The organism is Stenotrophomonas sp. STEN014 (assembly GCF_056760315.1).
On the sequence record NZ_JBRREN010000001.1, the window covers coordinates 340,762 to 360,685 of the forward strand.

Genomic DNA, 19,924 nt, shown 5'->3' on the forward strand with positions numbered 1-19,924 from the left:
GTTGGCGCGGCGCACAGCGTAAGAGTGCAAGTCGTTATTTTTCATCGACATGTGCCGCGGCCCAGGATGCCGCCGGGCGGATCTGGACGATATTTCCGCAGAAATTGACGGGTAAGGTGACTTGGATCACACTTTTTGCCGCATGTCGTCGTAACACGGCTTTGCGGCAGTCGGATGACAATTGGGTACTTTTGCAGGGAAGTAGGGGAAGGGGATGGAAGGTCTGTTCACTGGGCCACTGGTCGTCGTTGTGGCGTACTGGGTGGCGGTTTCCACGCTGCTGCTGACGGTGGTGCTGCTGACCACCATCTTGCTGATGCGCGTGCGCACGCAGTGGCGTGAGCGGCGCGATGCGCAGTCGATGCAGTACTGGTCGCAGGTATTGCGCCAGGAACTGGAGACACCGGGAGTGCCGACCCGCAAGCTCGAGCGGCGCGAGGCACCTGGCTTTATCGAAGCCTGGAACGCGATCCATGAGCCGCTGGATGATGCCGCGTCACGTCGGCTGGTGCCGTTGGGACAGCGGGTCGGGCTGGCTGACACCGCCCCGCGCCTGCTGCGCGGCAGCTATCACGACCGTGCCATGGCGATCATCGCGCTGGGCCATCTGCGCGATGGCGGCATGTTCGACACCATTGCCAAACATCTCACCGATCACAGTCCGATCGTCTCGCTGTGCGCGGCGCGGGCACTGTCGCAGATCGATCCTGCGCGGGCCATGGCCATGTTCGTGCCGCTGATTCTCGAACGCGACGACTGGGTGCAGGGCAGCGTCGCCCGGATTCTGGCCGAAAACCAGGACGGCAGTGCGGTGCGGGAGCTTTCAAACGCGCTGCTGCGGGCCAATTCCGACACCGCGCTGAAGCTGGTGCGCTTTCTGTCCGACATTGATCCGGAGCGCGCAGCGGCCGTGATCCGTGAGCTGATGCAGAGCGATGTGGATGACCGGGTCATCTCGGTGTGTCTGCAGCTGGTCAACGATCGCCAGGATATCGAGCAGGTGCGCGGATTCCTGCAGGTTGCCCGCTGGCACATCCGCATGCATGCGGCGTCGGCGCTGGCGCGCATCGGCGATGCCAGCGATCACGTCCGGCTGGAGCCGCTGCTGTCGGACAGTGTGTGGTGGGTGCGTTACCGCGCCGCGCAGGCGCTGTTGATGTTGCCGGGAATGGATGAGCACAAAATGCGTGCGGTGCGGGAGCGGGTGAACGATCCGTATGGTCGCGACATCATCGACCACGTGCTGTCCGAGCAGAGCATGAGGGCAGGGGTATGAACGAATACTGGCATCTGATCGTGAGCTATCTGCAGCAGGTCCCGTGGATACGCTTGATGGTCTCGCTGCAGTGGGTGTTCATCGCCTACTTCGCCGCGATCAATATCGCCTATCTGGTGCTTAACTACGTTTCGGCGTTCCAGATCGTGCGCTACATGCGCGAGTACCGCGCCAACTACCTGCCCAAGGGACTGCGCGAATACCAGCCGCCGGTGAGCATCATCCTGCCGGCGCACAACGAGGAGAAGTCGGTGGTCTCTTCGGTACGTTCACTGCTGAAGACCGTCTATCCGGAATACGAAGTGGTGGTGGTCAACGACGGCTCCACGGATGCCACCCGGCAGGCGCTGATCGACGCGTTCGGGTTGGTGAAGGTGCCTGAAGCCTACCGGTGCCGGCTCAAGACCGAGCCCGTGCACGCGGTCTATGCCTCGGCGCGTTTTCCCAACGTGCGCCTGGTGGACAAGGCCAACGGCGGCAAGGCCGATGCGATCAACGCCGGCTTGAACTGCGTGCGCTACCCACTGTTCTGCGTGATCGATGCCGACAGCATCCTGCAGCCGGAAAGCCTGTCGCGGGTGGTGCGCCCGTTCCTGGAGGATGGCCGCGTGGTGGCCAGCGGCGGCGTGGTGCGGGTGCTCAATGGCTGCACGGTCAAGGACGGCATGCTGTCCAAGGTCGGCCTGCCAAGCCGGATGCTGCCCGGTTTCCAGCTGGTGGAATACCTGCGCGCGTTCCTGTTCGGACGTATGGGCTGGTCGCCGGCCAACGCGCTGTTGATCATCTCCGGCGCATTCGGCGTGTTCTACAAGGAGCGCGTGATCGCCATTGGCGGCTACCGGTTGAATACGGTCGGCGAGGACATGGATCTGGTGGTCCGCCTGCACCGCAATCTGCGCGAGGAGAAGCGGGACTACCGCATCGTGTTCGTGCCTGACCCGGTGTGCTGGACCGAGGCTCCGACCGATCTGCGGTCGCTGAAGAGCCAGCGGGTGCGTTGGCAGCAGGGGCTGGCCGAGAGCCTGTGGTCGAACATGGCCCTGATGTTCAACCGCCGCGGCGGCGCGGTCGGCTGGATCGCGTTCCCGTTCATGGTGATCTTCGAATTCCTGGGGCCGTTGATCGAAGTGGTCGGCTACGTGACGATGATCGTGCTGGCGCTGTTGGGGCTGGTCCCGCTGGAGACCTTCCTGGTGTTCCTGGCTGCGGCCATCGGCATGGGAATTTTGCTGTCGGTCAATGCAATGGTGCTGGAGGAGCTTTCGTTCCGTCTCTACCAGCGTCCGACGCAGCAGTTGAAGCTGTTTCTGCTGGCGGTACTGGAGAACTTCGGCTATCGCCAGATCAACTCGTGGTGGCGTTTTGTCGGCACCCTGCGCTGGCTGTTGAGCCGCGGCAAGGTGCGCAACTGGGGCCGGATCAGCCGTGACGGGTCGTGGCAGCACACCCTCGAGGATGCGCCGGACAAAGAGGCCGCCGAAATGCCGCCGGCAAGTTATGGCAGTACTCCGAAATGAACCGCAGGATTTTCTCCATGAGGTGTTTTTTGCTTTCTACCGCGTCTACCCGTCGATGTGCCCGTCCGCTGCTGTTGCTGGCGCTGTCCACTCCCGGTGCGCTGCTGGCCCAGTCACCGGCCGAGGCGCCGGCCGACTCGCTTGAGGCACGGATGCAGCAGGTCCGCACACTGGCCACCGATGGCCAGCGCAGTGAGGCGATCACGCAGTACACCGCGCTGCTGGCGGAGCACCCGGGCAACAGCGACCTGCTGCTGGCACGTGGCCGCACCTACGCCTGGGATGGTCAATACGCCGCCGCCGAGGCGGATCTGCAGCAGGTGGTGCAGAAGAGCCCGACCTACGCCGATGCCTGGTCGGCCCTGGGCGATCTGTATCGCTGGAGCGATCGCCCGCAGCAGGCGGCCGCTGCGTATGCGCAGTGGGTGGCGCTGGCGCCGGACAGCGCCGCGGCGCATATCGCCCGCGGCCGGGCCCTGCGTGACCAGGGCCAGATCGCCGCCGCCCGCGCCGATTTCGACGCGGCCGAGGCGCTGGGGGCGGATCCGGCGGAAATCCTCAGCCTGCGTGACAGCCTGTTGCCACGCATGGCCAATCCCGATGTCGCTGCCGCCGACGGCTATCGCTGGAGTGCCAGCGCGGGTTGGAGCCATACCCGTTTCAGTGGTAACCGGCAGAGCTGGAATGATGCCGACCTGTCGTTACGCCGGTACTTCAAGCGCGGCTCGCTGGGGCTGGAAATGCTGCGTGCGGACCATTTCAACACCAGCGATATCGCCTGGGCGCTGGATGGCTACACCCCGCTGTGGTCGCGGGCCTACGCCAATCTGCGTTACCAGCATGGCCCGTCCAGCGGCGTGTTGCCCCGGCAGTCCTGGCGCGTGGAAGTGTTCCAGGGCGTGGGCAGTGGCTGGGAACTGTCGGCCAGTGTCGATCACCTGCGTTTTTCCGGAGACACCGAGTTCTACGGAATTGGCGTGGGCCGCTACAGCGGCAACTGGTACGGGCGCTACAAACTGCAGCACGTGCCGGGCGTGGGCTCGGGCAGCTGGAGTCATCGCGTACTGCTGCGCAACTACTATCGCGGTGACGCGGACAACTACCTGGAAGTGAGCGTCAGCAGCGGTCGCAGTACCGACGTGGACCGCTTCGGCAGCCTGGTGCGCGACAACAACGCGAGCCTTGGGGTCGCCTGGCGGCACCAGTTCGCCCCGAACTGGGGCTTCAAGCTCGGTGCCGGTTATGCCGACGATGACGGCGGTTTCGACGAGCAGCGGGTATCGGCGTCGATCTATACGCGCTGGTAAGGGGGTAGGCGACGATGACAACACCGCACAACGGTAGCGCGTGGGCGCGCTTTTCCTCGGTTTTTCCTGTTCTGCTGCTGGCCCAGCTGGTGCTGGTGGCGGTAACCGTGGCCAATGCGGTGGCCGGTGCCGGCGACACTGCGTCGCAGCGCTGGGCGGTGGCCGGTGTGGCCACGGCACAGTCGCTGTTCGTGCTGCTGCGTGCGGTGCCGCTGCTGCTGTTGCTGTCGTTGCCGCTGCTGGCACTGAAACGGGCGGTGCCGCGTGCTGTCACCCTGGCCCTGCTGTGGTCAGTGTTCCTGGTCGTGCAGGTGGTGCTGGACCAGTATTTCCAGGTGGCGCAGGTGCCGTTGGGCGCGGATCTGTTCGGTTACAGCATCGCCGAGATCCGCACGACGCTGTCTGACGGGGCGCCGATGACATTGCGCGGTGTCCTGGCGATCGGCCTACCATTGCTGGTGCTGTGGACGGGGCTGCTGTGGCAGGCACGGCGTAATGCCCCCGGTTCTGCGCGCTGGAGCGGCGGGCTGCTGGCCGGCGCCGCGCTGGCCTGGCTGCTGCCGATGCCAACCGGGGCCAGCCTGCTGACCGACGAGGCTGCGCGCGCAGTGGCCTGCAACAAGCTGGCCTGGTTCAGTGCCGATGTGTGGCGCTGGTCCAACGCCGAGTCCGGGGCTGCCATGGTGGCGACCGCATCGGCGCATGCGGCTCCAGAGCCGGCGCTGGACCCGGACTATCCGTTCCTGCGCCAGGAGCAGACGCCGGATACCCTGGGCGCGTACTTCGCGCCGACCCGCGACGGGCGCCCGCCGAATGTGGTGCTGATTATCGTGGAGGGGTTGGGGCGTTCGTTCTCCGGTCCGCAGGCGGCGCTGGGCAGTTTCACCCCGTTCCTCGACACCCTGGCTGCGCGCAGCCTCTATTTCGACAATTTCATCGCCAACCAGGGCCGCACGTTCGGCGTGCTGCCGACCCTGCTCGGCTCGGCACCCTTTGCCGACCAGGGCTTCACCGCGCTGGGCGAACGCATGCCTGCGCATCCAGGCCTTTTCAGCGTGTTGCGCCAGCAGGGTTATCACACCGCGTTCTACAACGGCACCGATACCGCCTTTGATGACGAACGGGGCTACATGCGGCTGCAGCAGGTGCAGACGCTGGTGGACATGAACAACTTCGGTCCTGGCTACCAGCGCAATCCGTTCAGCGCCTGGGGCTACCCGGACAAGGAGCTGGTGTCGCGCGTGCTGGCCGACAGTGACCGCCTGCCATCGCCGTTCGTGCTGGCGATGCAGACCATCTCGATGCACACCAGCTACGAGTTCCCCGGGCAGGAGGCCTACCGTGCCCGATTCGAGCAGCAGCTGCAGCAGCTGCGGGTGCCGGAGTCGCGCCTGGCCGGCTACCGCGCCAACGCCGCGATCTACAGCACGATCCTGTATACCGATGACCAGTTGCGGCGCTATTTCGAGTCGGTGCAGAAGGCGCCCTGGTATGACGACACCATTTTCGTGGTGACTGGCGATCACCGGCTGCCGGAGATCCCGATGGGTGAACACGTCGATCGTTACCACGTGCCCCTGATCGTGTTCTCGCCCCTGCTCAAGCAGCCCAAGCGGGTGCGTGCGGTGTCCTCGCAGCTGGATGTGACGCCCTCGCTGATGGCCCTGCTGTCCAACACCTACGGCCTGCAGCGTCCGGCGCGGACCGCGTGGCTGGGTACCGGCCTGGACATGTCCGAGAATTTCCGAAACCTGCATCAGCTGCCGTTGAAGCAGACCAAGACCAGTGCGCCGGAGTATCTGGCCGACCGCTGGTGGCTGCGCGACGGCGAGTTGTATGAACTGCAGGACGGCATGCATCTGGCCAGGGCCGATGACGCCAGCGTGCGCGAGTGGGTGGCGCAGCGCCTGCAACGCTATACGCAGGCCAATGCGATCTTCCTCAAGCGCGGCGCGCTGCTTCCGGACGGCGCTACGCCGCCACTGGTCGCCTATGCGGCCGTTCCCGAGGCCACGCAACTGTCTGCTGCACCGGCGGTGCCCGGCGTGTCCATCACTTCGGCCGAGGCCACGGCGACGGCGACCGGCGTGCGCTTGTCGGCGGTATTTGCCAGCGGGGATTCCAAGCCCAGCCGTGTGTTCGTGCCGCTGGCGGTCATGTCCAGCGAGAACGGCCGCGAACTGCAGGAGGTCTACGGCCAGGCCCTGCAGTTGCCGCCTGGCGGCAGTCATCAGGTCCAGCTGCAGTTGCCCCTGCCGCAGCCCGAAGATTGCAAAGGCCGGTGCTACGTATCGGTATTCCCGTCCGACCCCGATAGCGGCAAGGCCATCGGGCAGGGCCGTTATCACTTGCTGGTGGATACCGGCAGCACCGTGGAGAAGCAGTAATGAACAATCGTCTTGCCATCGGCATGCTGGCACTGCTGTGTCTGCTGTCGAGCGCACCTTCCATGGCGGCCAGCCGCGCGATGTGGACCTGGGAAGCGGAGTCCTATGCGATGGTCGAGGACCCGGCCGTCGCCGAGGAGGCCGCCGCCTATCTGAAATCGCAGCAGATCGACACCATCTACCTGTATGCCGATGCCTACAAGGGCCGCAACCTGATCGTCGATCAGCCGCAACTGTATCGCGCTTTCATCGAGCGCATGCATGGCAAGAAGATGAAGGTATATGCCTTGCTGGGCTCCTGGTATCTGAGCACCCAGAACTACGTGTTGCCGGCCTACCGCAAAGAAGCCGAAGCGATGTTCCGCCGCGTGGTGGAGTACAACGCATCGGTACCCGAAGCCGCACGTTTTGATGGCGCCAACCTGGACATCGAGCCGCACATCCTCGACGAATGGAATGACGACACCCGCGCGGATCTGCTGGTGGGCTTCCTGGACATGAGCGCAGCGGTGATGCGCATCAAGCAGGAGAGCAGCGCGACCTTGACGGTTGGCCCGGCGATTCCGTTCTGGCTGGACGGCATCGAGGTGGAGTGGAATGGCCGTCATCGTCCGGTGAGCGAGCACACCATCAACATCTACGACTACGTCGCCTTGATGGACTACCGCGACAAGGCCGAGGGCCGCGACAGCATCCTGTCGCATGCGGCCAGCGAGATCGCCTACGCCAATGAAGTCGGCAAGAAGGTGGTGATCGGGCTGGAGGTTTCTTCCAACGACATCAACAAGGTCACCTTCCATGAGGAAGGCCCGAAGGTGTTCGAGCAGGAGGTGCGCAAGGTCGAACGCGCGCTGCGCAACGAGCCGTCCTTTGCCGGCTTCGCGATCCACCACTACCGCGCATGGCGCCGCTGGGCCGGGCAGTACTGGGAATAGGGTCCCAGATATCGTCGCAACGCGCCGCAGGAAGTGCGCCGCGTTGCGACGGGAGCGACGGCGGCGCGGGGGCGGTTGCCCCTTACAATGCGCCGATGGCGAGGGACCGGATTGAAATCTCGGAGCAGCTGGCGATACCGGAAACGGAGATCGTCGAGCGTTTCGTGCGCGCGTCCGGCGCCGGCGGCCAGAACGTCAACAAGGTCTCCACCGCCGTGGAACTGCGCTTTGATATCGCCGCCTCGCCGTCGCTGCCCGAGCCGTTGCGCGCGCTTCTGCTGGCCCGGCGCGACCGGCGTATGACCGGCGAAGGCGTGCTGGTGATCGACGCGCAGCGCTTCCGCACCCAGGACCGCAACCGCCAGGACGCGCGTGAACGCCTGGTCAGCTTCATCCAGGCCGGCCTGAGCGTGCCCAAGGCGCGGGTGGCGACCAAACCGACCTACGGCTCCAAGCTGCGCCGCCTGGATGAGAAAAAAGGCCGTGCGCAGGTCAAGCGCGGCCGTTCGCAACGCAATTGGGAGTAGTGCTTGAGCAACCGCTTACCGACCGTGCCGGTCCTGCCGCCGAACATGCCACAACTCAAGGGCCGCGCACTCAGCCGCTGGCTGGGGCGCAGCGTGCTGCGTCTGGGCGGGTGGCATATCCGCGGGCCGATTCCGGACCTGGCCAAGGCGGTGGTGATCGCCGCGCCGCATTCGTCCAACTGGGACGGTCTGTGGGGGCTGGCGGCCAAGATGGCGCTGGGCGTGGACGCGCGCATCCTCGGCAAGGACAAGCTGTTCTGGTGGCCGCTGAGTGTGATCCTGCGCGGGCTCGGAGTGATGCCGGTGGATCGCAGTTCGCCGCAGGGCACGGTGGGGCAGGTGGTGGCGATGATCCAGCGCAGTGACCGGGTCTGGTTTGCGTTGGCCCCGGAGGGCACGCGCAAGCCGGTCAAGGAGTGGAAGGGGGGGTTCCTCAAGATCGCACGGATGGCCGAGGTGCCGGTGATTCCGGCCTATTTCCATTACCCGGACAAGACCATCGGCTTCGGCGAGCCGTTTTTCACCAGTGGCGATGATGCGGCCGACATGCTCGCCATCCGCCAGTGGTACCGGCAGTGGATGGGCAAGAACCGCGGTACCGGCTGAGTCCGCGCGGCCGGTGTGCAGGCGGCGGCCGCCACCATCGGCACATGTTGCCGCCGCGGCAACGGAGTAGGGTTGTGGGCTGATCGAAGCCCGTTCCCAAGGAGCCGTTTCATGTCGCGTACCGTTGTCCTGGCCACCGCCATCAGCCTTGCGCTGGCCGCCTGTTCCGGCAAGGAGTCCACTGCCCCCGTGACCACCAACACGCCCCCCCAGGCCGGCCAGCCCGCCGACGCCTCGACCAACCCGTTCATGGCCGTCAGTCCGCTGCCGTTCCAGGCGCCGGCCTTCGACAAGATCAAGGACAGCGACTACCTGCCGGCCTTCGCCGAAGGCATGCGCCAGCACCTGGCCGAGATCAAGCAGATCACCGACAACCCGCAGCCGGCCACCTTCGACAACACCCTGCTGCCGATGGAAAAATCCGGTGCGATGCTGGACCGCGTCAGCCGCGTGTTCTTCAGCGTGGTGCAGGCCGATACCAATCCCGAGCGGCAGAAGATCCAGGAAGAGGTGGTGCCGCAGCTGGCTGCGCACAGCGATGCGATCTATCTGGATGCCAAGCTGTTCGAGCGGGTGAAGGCGGTCTATGACGCGCGCCAGGGTGCCGGGCTGGAGCCGGAGCAGCTGCGCGTGGTCGAGGAAACCTACAAGGGCTTCGTCAAAGCCGGCGCCCAGCTCAGCGATCCCGACAAGGAGACGCTGAAGCAGTACAACGCCGAAGAGGCCACCCTTTCCAACGATTTCCACAACAAGCTGGTCGCGGCCACCGCCGCCGGTGCGGTCACCCTCGAGGACAAGGCGCAGCTGGCCGGCCTGTCCGAGGCCGACATCGCTGCCGCTGCCGATGCCGCCAAGGGCCGCAAGCTGGAAGGCAAGTGGGTGCTGGGCCTGCAGAACACCACCCAGCAGCCGGTGCTGGCCTCGCTGCATGACCGCGCGGTGCGCGCCAAGGTGCTGGAAGCCTCGGAAACCCGCACCGAGCACGGCGATGCCAACGACACCCGCGCGATCATCCAACGCCTGGCCCAGCTGCGCGCGGCCAAGGCCAAGCTGCTTGGCTTCCCGAACTACGCCGCCTACAACCTGACCGACCAGATGGCGCAGACCCCGGCCAACGCGCTCAAGCTGCTGACCGACACCGTGCCGGCCGCCACCGCCAAGGCCCGTGGCGAGCTGGCCGAGATCCAGAAGGTGATCGACGCGCAGAAGGGCGGCTTCAAGGCCGCCGCCTCGGATTGGGACTTCTACGCCGAGCAGGTGCGCAAGGCCAAGTACGACCTGGACGAGGCGCAGATCAAGCCCTACTTCGAGCTGGACAACGTGCTGCAGAACGGCGTCTTTTTCGCCGCCACCCAGCTGTACGGGGTGACCTTCAAGGAGCGCACCGACCTGCCGGTCTACCACCCGGACGTGCGTGTGTTCGAGGTGACCGATGCCGACGGCCAGCCGCTGGCGCTGTTCTACGCCGATTTCTTCAAGCGCGACAGCAAGTCCGGGGGCGCCTGGATGGATGTGTTCGTCGAACAGGACGGCCTGACCGGCACCAAGCCGGTGGTCTACAACGTCAGCAACTTCACCAAGCCTGCCGCCGGCCAGCCGGCGCTGCTGAGCTGGGATGACGTGACCACGATGTTCCACGAGTTCGGTCATGCGCTGCACGGCATGTTCTCCAAGACCACCTATCCGAGCGTGGCCGGCACCGGTGTGCCGCGCGACTTCGTCGAGTTCCCGTCGCAGTTCAACGAGCACTGGGCCTCGGACCCGAAGGTGTTCGCCAACTACGCCAGGCACTACCAGACCAAGGCGGCGATGCCGCAGGAGCTGGTGGAGAAGATCGCCAAGGCCAAGACCTTCAACCAGGGCTATGCCACCACCGAGTACCTGTCGGCGGCGCTGCTGGACATGGCCTGGCACACGCAGGGCGCGGATGCACCGCTGCAGGATGTGGACACGTTCGAGGCCGATGCGCTCAAACGCTACAAGGTGGACCTGGCGCAGGTGCCGCCGCGCTACCGCAGCAGCTACTTCGATCACATCTGGGGCGGTGGCTATTCGGCCGGTTACTACGCCTACTTCTGGGCGGAGATGATCGACCATGACGCCTTTGAATGGTTCAAGGAGAACGGTGGCCTGACCCGTGAGAACGGCCAGGTGTTCCGCGACAAGATCCTGTCCATTGGCAACACCCGCGATCTGGCCACCGCCTACCGCGACTTCCGTGGCAAGGATCCGAGTGTGGAACCGCTGCTGAAGAACCGTGGTTTGAAGTAAGCGCTGGTGCGGTAAACCGGTAGCGACGGACGGCAGGGGAAACCCTGCCGTTCTGCTGTGCGGCGCTGGCGGGCGACGGCTGGGTGCCGTGTACCTGGCGGGCGTGCGTCGCACGGGAACTCCCCCGTTGGCTGGCAGGTCAACAGGCTCTCCTCTCCGTGCAGGGCAAGTGCCATGAACGACACGTCGTCTGTTCCCCCGCGCCATCCAGCCATCGCCTGGTTGCGGCGTGAAGCGCTGCCGCTGGCGGTGATGCTGCTGTTGCTCGGCGTGGCCCGCGACACCTTGGCCAACCATTACCAGGTGCCCAGTGGTTCCATGCAGCCCACGCTGCAGCCCGGCGACCGGGTGGCGGTGGATATGCGCGCCTATGGTGTGCGGCTGCCGTTCACGCAGATGCAGCTGCTGGCCACCGGCACGCCGCAGCGCGGAGATGTGGCGGTGTTCGATTCACCGGCCGATGGCACCCGCCTGATCAAGCGGGTGGTGGCGGTGGGTGGGGATCGTGTGGCGCTGCGTGGGGGATACCTGAGCATCAATGGACGGCGTCTGCAGCAGGGTGTCGCCCGCGAGCTTTTCGACGGCAAGCCGGTGCAGCTGGATCTGGATGCAGGCGGAGGTCCGGATATCCCGGGCTTCACCCTCCCCGCCGGCAAACTGCTGGTGATGGGCGATCATCGCGGCAACAGTTTCGATGGCCGTTTCTTCGGTCTGGTCGATGCCGACAAGGTCTACGGCAAGGCGCTGGCGGTGTACTGGCGCCGCGGTGAAGGTCTGGAGTGGCAGCGGCTTTGATCCCCGCCAAACCGTCTGAGCCGCTTCCTGCGGCGCGGCCCGTGGCCCGTTCTGGGTTTGTCCGACAGGAGGCCTGATACCGCCTTCTGGGCAGCGCCTGCCGCCTAGCGCTCGGAGTGCCCGGTATCGTCGTACTGCCGTGGCGCGAACAGATCCGGCTGGATCAACTCGACGAAGGCGCGCGCCTGTGGCGACAACACCTTGCCCCGGCGCACCACCACGCCGTAGCTGCGGGAAGGGAAGAATTCCCCCATCGCGCGCGTGACCAGCTTGTCGCGGTCGGCCTCGTTCAGGCACAGCGCGGTGACGATGCTGATGCCCATACCCATCGCCACGTACTGCTTGATCACCTCCCAGCCGCCCACTTCCAGCGCCACCGTGTAGGGCACGCGGTGCTGCTGGAACACCAGGTCGACCAGCCGCCAGGTGATCTGCCGGCGCGGCGGCAGGATCAGCGGCCACGGGGAGAGGTCTTCCAGCGTCAGGTTCTTTTTCTTTGCCAGCGGGTGGTCGGGCGGGGTGATCAGCACCTGGTCGAAGCGGTAGACCGGGGCGTAGCTGAGGTCGGCCGGTACATCCAGCATGGAGCCGATGGCCAGATCGGCGGCGTCACTGCGCAGCAGATCGGTGCCGTCGGCGCTGATCGCGTTGTGCAGGGTCAGGCGCACATCCGGGTGTAGCCTGCGGAAGTTTTCGACGATCTTTGGCAGCAGATACAGGATGGTCGACGAATTTGCGGCGATGTTCAGCTCGCCCGCGTCCAGTCCGCTGACCTTTTCGCGGAACCGCGGCAGCAGCCCGTCCAGGCTTTCCACCAACGGCTGCGCCATGTCGTACAGCAGCTGGCCCTCGCGGGTGGGCACCAGGCGGCGCCCGCTGCGCTCGAAAAGCACTACTCCCAACTCCCGTTCCAGCGCCTGCAGCTGCAGGCTCACCGCCGGCTGGCTGACAAAAAGCGCTTCCGACGCCCGCGAAACCGAGCCCAGACGCACCGTCTGCAGGAACGCCCGCAGCGGCTTGAGCCGATCAGACTTGTAGGAAAAACGAGGGGTTGCGGGCGGTTTGGTTGGCATGGCAAAGCCAGTATTAGCACAACTTATAAAAAGCATTGCAAAAACTGTTTTGTTAAATACCTCCACGCAGCGGCACGTTGGAGCTCCCGACACCCGCAGGAACTTCCAATGTCCGCCGTCGCCCACGCTGTCGCCACGCCGCAGTCCGCCCCCCGCCCGACCCCGGGCATCACCCTGACCACCCAGCTGGCCGGCCAGTCCGCGCTGCTGCCGGCCGGCGTGCTGGGCCTGCTCGTATCGCTGCACCGTGCGGTCGAGCCGGGGCGGCAGGCGCGGTTGGCGGCCCGCCGCGAGCGCCAGGCTTTCTTCGACCAGGGCGGTCTGCCGGATTTCCGTGCCGACACCCGTGCCATCCGCGAGGGCGACTGGACGGTGGCGCCGATCCCGGCCGCGCTGATGGATCGCCGCGTCGAGATCACCGGCCCGACCGACCCGAAGATGGTCATCAACGCGCTGAACTCCGGTGCCAAGGTGTTCATGGCCGACTTCGAGGACTCCACCTCGCCGACCTGGCGCAACGTGCTGGCCGGCCAGCAGACGATGAAGGCGGCGGTGCGCGGTGATCTGGATTTCACCGCGCCGGCCACCGCCAAGGGCCCCGGCAAGCACTACACGCTGCGCCCGTTCGACGAGCAGGCGGTGCTGATCGTGCGCCCGCGCGGCTGGCATCTGGACGAGAAGCACGTGCTGGTTGACGGCCAGCCGATTGCCGGCGGCCTGTTCGACGCGGCGCTGTTCGCCTTCCACAACGCGCAGACGCTGATGGACAAGGACCGCGGCCCCTACTTCTACCTGCCCAAGCTGCAGTCGATGGAAGAGGCGGCGCTGTGGGAGACCGCGCTGTCGCACATCGAAGGCATGCTCGGCCTGCCGCAGGGGCAGATCAAAGTCACGGTGCTGATCGAGACGCTGCCGGCGGTGTTCGAGATGGACGAGATCCTGCATGCGCTGCGCGAGCGCATCGTCGGGCTGAACTGCGGCCGCTGGGACTACATCTTTTCCTACCTGAAGACCTTCCGCCGCCACGCCGACAAGGTGTTGCCCGAGCGCGGCCAGGTGACGATGCCCCAGCCGTTCCTGAAGGCCTACTCGGAACTGCTGATCAAGACCTGCCACCGCCGTGGCGCGCATGCGATGGGCGGCATGGCCGCGCAGATTCCGATCAACCACGATGCTGCCGCCAACGAGCAGGCGATGGCGCGCGTGCGTGCGGACAAGCTGCGCGAGGTCACCGCCGGCCATGACGGCACCTGGGTGGCGCACCCGGCGCTGATCCCGGTGGCGCGCGCGATCTTCGACGAGCATATGCCCGGTCCCAACCAGCATCACGTGCTGCGTCGTGACGTGCAGGTCAGCCGCGATGATCTGATCGCACCGTGCAGCGGCACCATCACCCGTGCCGGCTTCGAGAACAACGTCGAGGTGTGCGTGCGCTACCTGGCCGCCTGGCTGGATGGCAATGGCTGCGTGCCCATCCACAACCTGATGGAAGACGCCGCCACCGCCGAGATCAGCCGCAGCCAGATCTGGCAGTGGCTGCATGCCGGCAACCAGCATCTGGACGACGGCACGGCGATCGATTTCGCGCTGCTGACCAGCACCCTGCGCGCTTTGCCGGCGCGCCTTGGCGACACCTCCGCGCTGCCCGGCGGCGGCCGCATCACCCAGGCCATCGGCCTGCTCGACCAGCTCAGCCGCGCCGACGAGCTGGCCGACTTCCTGACCCTGCCGGCCTACCGGCAGATCGATTGACCCCTCCCCTTACGCAAGCACGACTTTTCGAGGACAGCACGATGAGCAGCTACCAGCAACAGATCGCCGCCCTGCAGCAGGACTGGGATACCAACCCGCGTTGGAAGGGGCTGAAGCGCACCTATAGCGCCGCCGACGTGGTGCGTCTGCGTGGCAGCGTGCAGCCGGAACACACCCTGGCCAAGCGCGGCGCCGAGCGCCTGTGGGAACTGGTCAATGGCGGCTCGAAGAAGGGCTACGTCAACGCCTTCGGTGCGATCAGTGCCGGCCAGGCGATGCAGCAGGCCAAGGCCGGGCTGGAAGCGGTGTACCTGTCCGGCTGGCAGGTGGCCGCCGACGGCAACACCTCCGAAACCATGTACCCGGACCAGTCGCTGTACGCCTACGACTCGGTGCCGACCATGGTCCGTCGCATCAACAACACCTTCCAGCGCGCCGACGAGATCCAGTGGAAGAACATCATTGACGGCAAGGTCAAGGCCGAGGACGCGATCGACTTCTTCCTGCCGATCGTCGCCGATGGCGAGGCCGGCTTCGGCGGCGTGCTCAACGCCTATGAGCTGATGAAGAACATGATCGTTGCCGGCGCCGCCGCGGTGCATTTCGAGGACCAGCTGGCGGCGGTGAAGAAGTGCGGCCACATGGGCGGCAAGGTGCTGGTGCCGACCCAGGAGGCGATCCAGAAGCTGTCCGCCGCGCGTCTGGCCGCCGACGTGCTGGGCGTGCCGACCATCGTGCTGGCGCGTACCGATGCCGAAGCCGCCAACCTGCTGACCAGCGACTTCGACCCCAACGACGCCCCGTTCGTCACCGGCCAGCGCACCGCCGAGGGCTTCTACCGCGTCAAGAACGGCCTGGAGCAGGCGATCAGCCGCGGCGTGGCCTATGCCCCGCACGCCGACCTGGTGTGGTGCGAAACCGGCACCCCGGACCTGGGCTTCGCCCGCGAGTTCGCCCAGGCCGTGCATGCCGCCAGCCCCGGCAAGCTGCTGTCCTACAACTGCTCGCCCTCGTTCAACTGGAAGAAGAACCTGGACGACAAGACCATTGCCAGGTTCCAGGACGAGCTGGCCGCGTTGGGCTACAAGTACCAGTTCATCACCCTGGCCGGCATCCACATCAACTGGTTCAACACCTTCAAATTCGCCCACGACTATGCCCGTGGCGAGGGCATGCGCCACTACGTGGAGCAGGTGCAGGAACCGGAGTTCGCTGCCCGCGAACAGGGCTACACCTTCGTCTCGCACCAGCAGGAAGTGGGTGCCGGCTACTTCGACGATGTGACCACGGTGATCCAGGGCGGCGCGTCGAGCGTGACCGCGCTGACCGGGTCCACCGAAGAGGAGCAGTTCCAGACGGAAAAGGCCGCGTGAGTACGGCTTAGGTGACGACGGGAAGGGGCTCTTACGGGCCCCTTCTTTTGGAGGTCAAAGCGAAGCTGTATTCCCGGAGTTGGGATCCACATCACCTTATTTTGATGATAGGCTCTTGCGCATTACTCGCCGGCAAATGGCGGGAATCCATGAGGCAACGGATGAGCGGCATGGGGTCAGGGGGACCGGTAGTGCAGGAACATCTTCCCGCCAGCGTCGCCGATGCTGGGGATGCTGCGCTGCGCGCGCAGGTTTCTGCGGTGGAGTTCGCCCTGTTCGCGCCGTTCGGTGACCGCCGCATGCTGGCTGACGGCGAGGTGCTGTTCCAGCGCGGTGATATCGGCACCTCGATGTTCATCATCGTCAGTGGGGCCATCTGCCTGGACTTCGGCCCGGGCTTGCCGCCCAAGCAGCTGGGACCGAATGATTTTTTCGGCGAACTCGGATTGCTGGTCGACCGCCATCCGCGTTCTTCCGCCGCGCGCGCCTGTGGCGATACCGTCCTGCTGGAAGTCACCTGTGCCAATTTCCATCGGCTGATCGATCAGGACCCGGCAACGGTGGTGTTCTTCCTGCGGCGCACGTTGTGGCGGGTGGTCTCCAGTGAGCAGCGCCTGATCGACCAGCTGAGCCGCCGCAATCAGGAGCTGGAAGAGACGTTGAGCAATCTGTACAGCGCCAACGACGAGCTGCACCGTACCCGCGAGCTGGTCTATACCGACGACCTGACGGGGATGGGCAACCGGCGCGCGCTCACGGTCTATCTGCAGGAGGCGCACCGTTCCGGGCAGCGTCCGCAGGGCCTGTTGCTGATCGATTGCGATGACTTCAAGGCGCTCAACGACTCCCACGGCCACCTCGCCGGCGACCATGTGCTGAAGCGCCTGGGCCGGGTGCTCAGTTCGGTGGCGGGGAAAGACGATATCGCCTGCCGCCTTGGCGGCGACGAATTCTGCGTTCTGTTGAAGCACGCGGACATGGAGCGGTTGACGCGTGTAGCGGCTTTCATTCTTGAAGCCGTGCGCGGGCTGGAGGCGTTCCCCGGGGCGATGCCGGGTATCTGCTCGGTGAGCATCGGCATCGTGCCGATGGAAACGCACCAGCATTGGAACGATGCCTATTCGCGCGCCGATGACGCCCTTTATGAGGCCAAGCGCCTCGGTGGGGGGCGTGCCCAGTGGACACTGCGCTGACCGGTCACGTGGAGCGGTGACGTGGAAGAGGTTCCTGAAAGCCTGCAGTCCAGCCGCCAGTTCAAGACGCTGGTCCTGACCGACCTGTGCGACTCGGTGGCGCTGGTCGAGCGGATCGGCGACAACGCCGCCGCCGATCTGTTCCGCACACTTGATGCCCAGGTCATGCAGTTGCTGCGGCGCTGGAACGGCCGTTTGATTGACCGCTCCGATGGCATGTTCCTGCTGTTCAATGCACCGGTGGACGGCCTGGGGTTCGCCCTGGATTACTTGGACGTCCTGGATCGTCTTGGCAAGGAAAAGAAGTTGCCGCTGCGCGCTCGGCTGGGTATGCACGTGGGCTATGTGCTGTCCTGGCACAACAGCGAGGAGGCTGTGGCCGCCGGTGCCAAATCCCTGGAAGTGGAGGGGCTGGCCAAACCGATGGCGGCAAGGCTGATGGCTTTGGCGCGGCCGGGACAGATCCTGCTGTCGGCGGCAGCCGAATCGATGATGCGCAGTGCCCAGCGCGAACTGGATGACCGGGGTGCCAGACTGAAGTGGAAGTCGCACGGACATTGGCATTTCAAGGGGATGCCAAGCGCCCAGGAGGTATTCGAGGTCGGCAGGGAGGGCCGCGCGCCGTTGCGCATGCCGCCGGGTTCGGAAAAGGCGTGGCGGGAGTTGCCCCTCTGGCGCCGTCCGCTGGCGCTGGTGACGGAAGCGGTACTGCTGTTGGGACTGCTGATTGCCGCGTGGGTAATTGTGCGGCCGGAACCTGCCATTGCCTTCGCCGAGCGCAACTGGGTGCTTGTAGGGGGGGTACGCAATCTGACCGGGGAATCCCTGCTGGATGACTCGATCGAGCAGGCGTTCCGCATCAGTCTGGAGCAGTCCCGTTTCGTCAACGTGCTGAGCGAGCTGCAGGTACAAAAAACGCTGGGGTTGATGCAGCTGGATGCGGACCAGGCGATGACCGCACGGGTCGCCTCGGAAGTGGCCATCCGCGATGGTGCACGGGCGGTGCTCATGGCCCGGGTGGATGAAATCGGCAACCGGTTCCGCTTCACGGTAGAGATCATCAATCCCGCAGATGGCCGCACACTGGATTCGCTGTACGCCGAAGGCCGTGGCGTGAATTCATTGTTGGCCTCGGTGGACACCGTGAGCGGGCGCCTGCGTACCCGCCTGGGTGAGCCCAGCCTGGCGCTGGCGCGTGACTCCGAGCCGCTCCCGGAAGTGACCACTTCCAACCTGGAAGCCTTGCGCGCCTATGCGCTGGCCCTGAAGGCGATGGCCGTACGCGACTACGTGCTGGCCGAGAATCTGTACAAGAAGGCTCTGGAAATCGATCCCGATTTCGCGCTGGCGAACATGGGTCTGGCGCGCATCTACTGGTCCGGATTGGATGAAGCACCTGCTTTGGCTCAACTTGATGCCGCGCTGTCCCATCGTGACCGGCTGCCGCCGCGCGATCAGATGTATCTGGAGGCCTGGCAGCACGAATTGCGTTCGGCCGCATCGCCCTTGCCACAGTGGAAGCTGCTGGCGACGATGTATCCGGACTACTTCGCAGGTCCGTCCAATACGTCCTGGTACCTGATCGTGGAGAACCGGTTCGAAGAGGCGTTGCCCTTCGCGCAGGCGGCGGCGGTCCCGCAGGACCCGATGCGTGCGGTGCCGCTGGATCATGTCGGCCGCATCCAGCTGGCGCTGGGCAAGGCCGAACAGGCGCTACAGACGTTCCGTGAGGCCGAAAGCGAAGGCGGCGGCAAGCCGTTGCGCTACAGCGGCAACGCACTTGCGGTCCTGGGGCGGCTGGATGAAGCGCAGAAGCTGCTCGAGCAGATCAGGCCGGCGCCGGGCAATCCCTCCAGCCTCTATGCCTCCATGGACCGGATCAGTGTGGCCTTGAGCCGCTCGCAGCGGGCACAGGCCGTGGCCGAAGCCGAGCAGGCGTCACAGCTATCCACGCAGTACGGCCCCGACCACGTGGTCCAGTTCAAGTTGCTGGAACAGATGACGAGAATGCTGGCCAGCGATGCCGGCAGCTCGGCGGCAACCCTGGCGTCGCTGCGAGATGAATCGGTGAACTATGCGCGGGGAACGGGCAATGTCAGAGGACGGCAGAACGCACTGTTCAGGGCACTTGTCGCTATCCATCTGGCACAACGCTCGGGCTTTACCGCATCCAGTCGCCGCGGGTTGGATGCGTTGCCACGCCTGTCCGAGCTGGATGGGCCGTTCAACCTGGCGTGGATGCGGCGGCTGGTAAATGCCACACAGGCACGGCTGGAGGGGCGTCCGGAGGAATCCGTGAGACTGCTTTCTCCGCTACTGGATGGCACCGAGGCGGTGCAGGTCCGGGTGGAGCTGGCCGCTGCGTTCGACGCGATGGGGGATGCCCGGTCGGCACGCATCCACCGTGCGTGGCTGTCGGAGAACCTGGGCCGGGCCTACGTGGAGTTCAATGGAAGCCAGCTACTGCAGCCGCTGAACGTCAGCGACGTTCTGGAGGCTGCCGGGAAGTTGCGGGGGGAGTCTGCATCGCTCCCCCGCGCCCAGGCTCCAGCGCCTCAGCTGCCGACCGCTTCGTTGATCCGGCCAGCCTCGTAGCAGAAGATCACCGTCAGGCCCACCGCCGAGGTCAGGTGTTCCATCAGCTGTCCCCGTGCCTGTGCGAATTCCTCCTTGCTGGCGAGTTTCTCCACGGTCAGGCAGTAGGGCGTGGCGCCGGCAGGAGGGGTATAGCCGAGCGACGTCAGCGCCGCCCGGGCATCGTTGGCGAATGCCTCGCGGAAGGCATCGTTGGTGGAAAGCTGCTGCAGCAACTGGTCGGCGACGTCATGGGGAAGGGGGGCGTGATCAGCGTTGGTCATGGAGTCTTCCAGTGAGGTGGGTGTTGCAGGTCGAAGTGAGTAGCGGCATGAATC

Annotated in this window: 15 protein-coding genes; 13 read left to right on the top strand and 2 right to left on the bottom strand. The window is 65.4% G+C overall.

The genetic code is table 11. The features are described 5' to 3' along the window. Positions 1-214 precede the first annotated feature (214 nt). The 9 genes from ACVOMC_RS01355 (at position 215) to lepB (ending at position 11,621) form a co-directional block, all read left to right on the top strand. Positions 215-1,276 carry a HEAT repeat domain-containing protein gene (locus ACVOMC_RS01355; RefSeq protein WP_054659544.1) on the top strand — a complete coding sequence of 354 codons (1,062 nt, stop codon included), beginning with the start codon at positions 215-217 and terminating at the stop codon, positions 1,274-1,276. Continuing rightward, the gene (locus ACVOMC_RS01360; RefSeq protein WP_481522541.1) at positions 1,273-2,793 is read left to right on the top strand and encodes a glycosyltransferase family 2 protein; all 1,521 of its coding nucleotides are present in this window, start codon (positions 1,273-1,275) and stop codon (positions 2,791-2,793) included. Before ACVOMC_RS01355 ends, ACVOMC_RS01360 begins: the two co-directional genes overlap by 4 nt. A 17-nt stretch (positions 2,794-2,810) precedes the next feature. Continuing rightward, positions 2,811-4,100 carry a YaiO family outer membrane beta-barrel protein gene (locus ACVOMC_RS01365; protein ID WP_481522542.1) on the top strand — a complete coding sequence of 430 codons (1,290 nt, stop codon included), beginning with the start codon at positions 2,811-2,813 and terminating at the stop codon, positions 4,098-4,100. 14 nt (positions 4,101-4,114) lie between these two features. Next, a complete protein-coding gene (locus tag ACVOMC_RS01370; protein ID WP_481522543.1) occupies positions 4,115-6,487 on the top strand; it encodes an LTA synthase family protein in 2,373 nt (790 codons plus the stop codon). Beyond that, positions 6,487-7,422 (top strand): hypothetical protein, encoded by a 936-nt coding sequence (locus tag ACVOMC_RS01375; RefSeq protein WP_481522544.1) that lies wholly within the window; start codon positions 6,487-6,489, stop codon positions 7,420-7,422. The genes ACVOMC_RS01370 and ACVOMC_RS01375 overlap by 1 nt, the downstream gene beginning before the upstream one ends. A gap of 95 nt (positions 7,423-7,517) precedes the next feature. Beyond that, on the top strand, positions 7,518-7,949 hold the full coding sequence (gene arfB / locus ACVOMC_RS01380; protein ID WP_481522545.1) for an alternative ribosome rescue aminoacyl-tRNA hydrolase ArfB: 432 nt from the start codon (positions 7,518-7,520) through the stop codon (positions 7,947-7,949). Positions 7,950-7,952: 3 nt separating this feature from the next. Beyond that, entirely contained in the window at positions 7,953-8,555 is a 603-nt protein-coding gene (locus ACVOMC_RS01385) for a lysophospholipid acyltransferase family protein (RefSeq protein ID WP_481522546.1), read from the top strand. A 111-nt stretch (positions 8,556-8,666) separates the two neighbouring features. Continuing rightward, complete coding sequence (gene dcp, locus ACVOMC_RS01390; protein ID WP_481522547.1) at positions 8,667-10,826, top strand: peptidyl-dipeptidase Dcp; 2,160 nt, start codon at positions 8,667-8,669, stop codon at positions 10,824-10,826. 174 nt (positions 10,827-11,000) lie between these two features. Next, positions 11,001-11,621 (top strand): signal peptidase I, encoded by a 621-nt coding sequence (lepB, locus tag ACVOMC_RS01395; protein ID WP_481522548.1) that lies wholly within the window; start codon positions 11,001-11,003, stop codon positions 11,619-11,621. Between the two features lie 104 nt (positions 11,622-11,725). Here lepB and ACVOMC_RS01400 read toward each other — a convergent pair whose 3' ends face one another. Beyond that, a complete protein-coding gene (locus tag ACVOMC_RS01400) occupies positions 11,726-12,694 on the bottom strand; it encodes a LysR family transcriptional regulator (protein WP_481522549.1) in 969 nt (322 codons plus the stop codon). 108 nt (positions 12,695-12,802) lie between these two features. Here ACVOMC_RS01400 and aceB point away from each other — a divergent pair, with 108 nt between their 5' ends. From aceB to ACVOMC_RS01420, 4 genes are all read left to right on the top strand, one after another. Further along, positions 12,803-14,446 carry a malate synthase A gene (gene aceB / locus ACVOMC_RS01405; protein WP_481522550.1) on the top strand — a complete coding sequence of 548 codons (1,644 nt, stop codon included), beginning with the start codon at positions 12,803-12,805 and terminating at the stop codon, positions 14,444-14,446. Positions 14,447-14,487: 41 nt separating this feature from the next. Next, a complete protein-coding gene (gene aceA / locus ACVOMC_RS01410; RefSeq protein WP_481522551.1) occupies positions 14,488-15,819 on the top strand; it encodes an isocitrate lyase in 1,332 nt (443 codons plus the stop codon). A gap of 170 nt (positions 15,820-15,989) precedes the next feature. Further along, positions 15,990-17,012: a GGDEF domain-containing protein gene (locus tag ACVOMC_RS01415; protein WP_481522552.1), complete on the top strand. Its 1,023-nt coding sequence runs from the start codon at positions 15,990-15,992 to the stop codon at positions 17,010-17,012. A 21-nt stretch (positions 17,013-17,033) separates the two neighbouring features. Continuing rightward, the gene (locus ACVOMC_RS01420) at positions 17,034-19,607 is read left to right on the top strand and encodes a putative peptide modification system cyclase (RefSeq protein WP_481522553.1); all 2,574 of its coding nucleotides are present in this window, start codon (positions 17,034-17,036) and stop codon (positions 19,605-19,607) included. Here the strand turns inward: ACVOMC_RS01420 and ACVOMC_RS01425 are convergent. Then, positions 19,568-19,870: an NHLP-related RiPP peptide gene (locus ACVOMC_RS01425; RefSeq protein ID WP_054658123.1), complete on the bottom strand. Its 303-nt coding sequence runs from the start codon at positions 19,868-19,870 to the stop codon at positions 19,568-19,570. The two genes, ACVOMC_RS01420 and ACVOMC_RS01425, sit on opposite strands and share 40 nt — an antisense overlap. Positions 19,871-19,924: the final 54 nt, after the last annotated feature.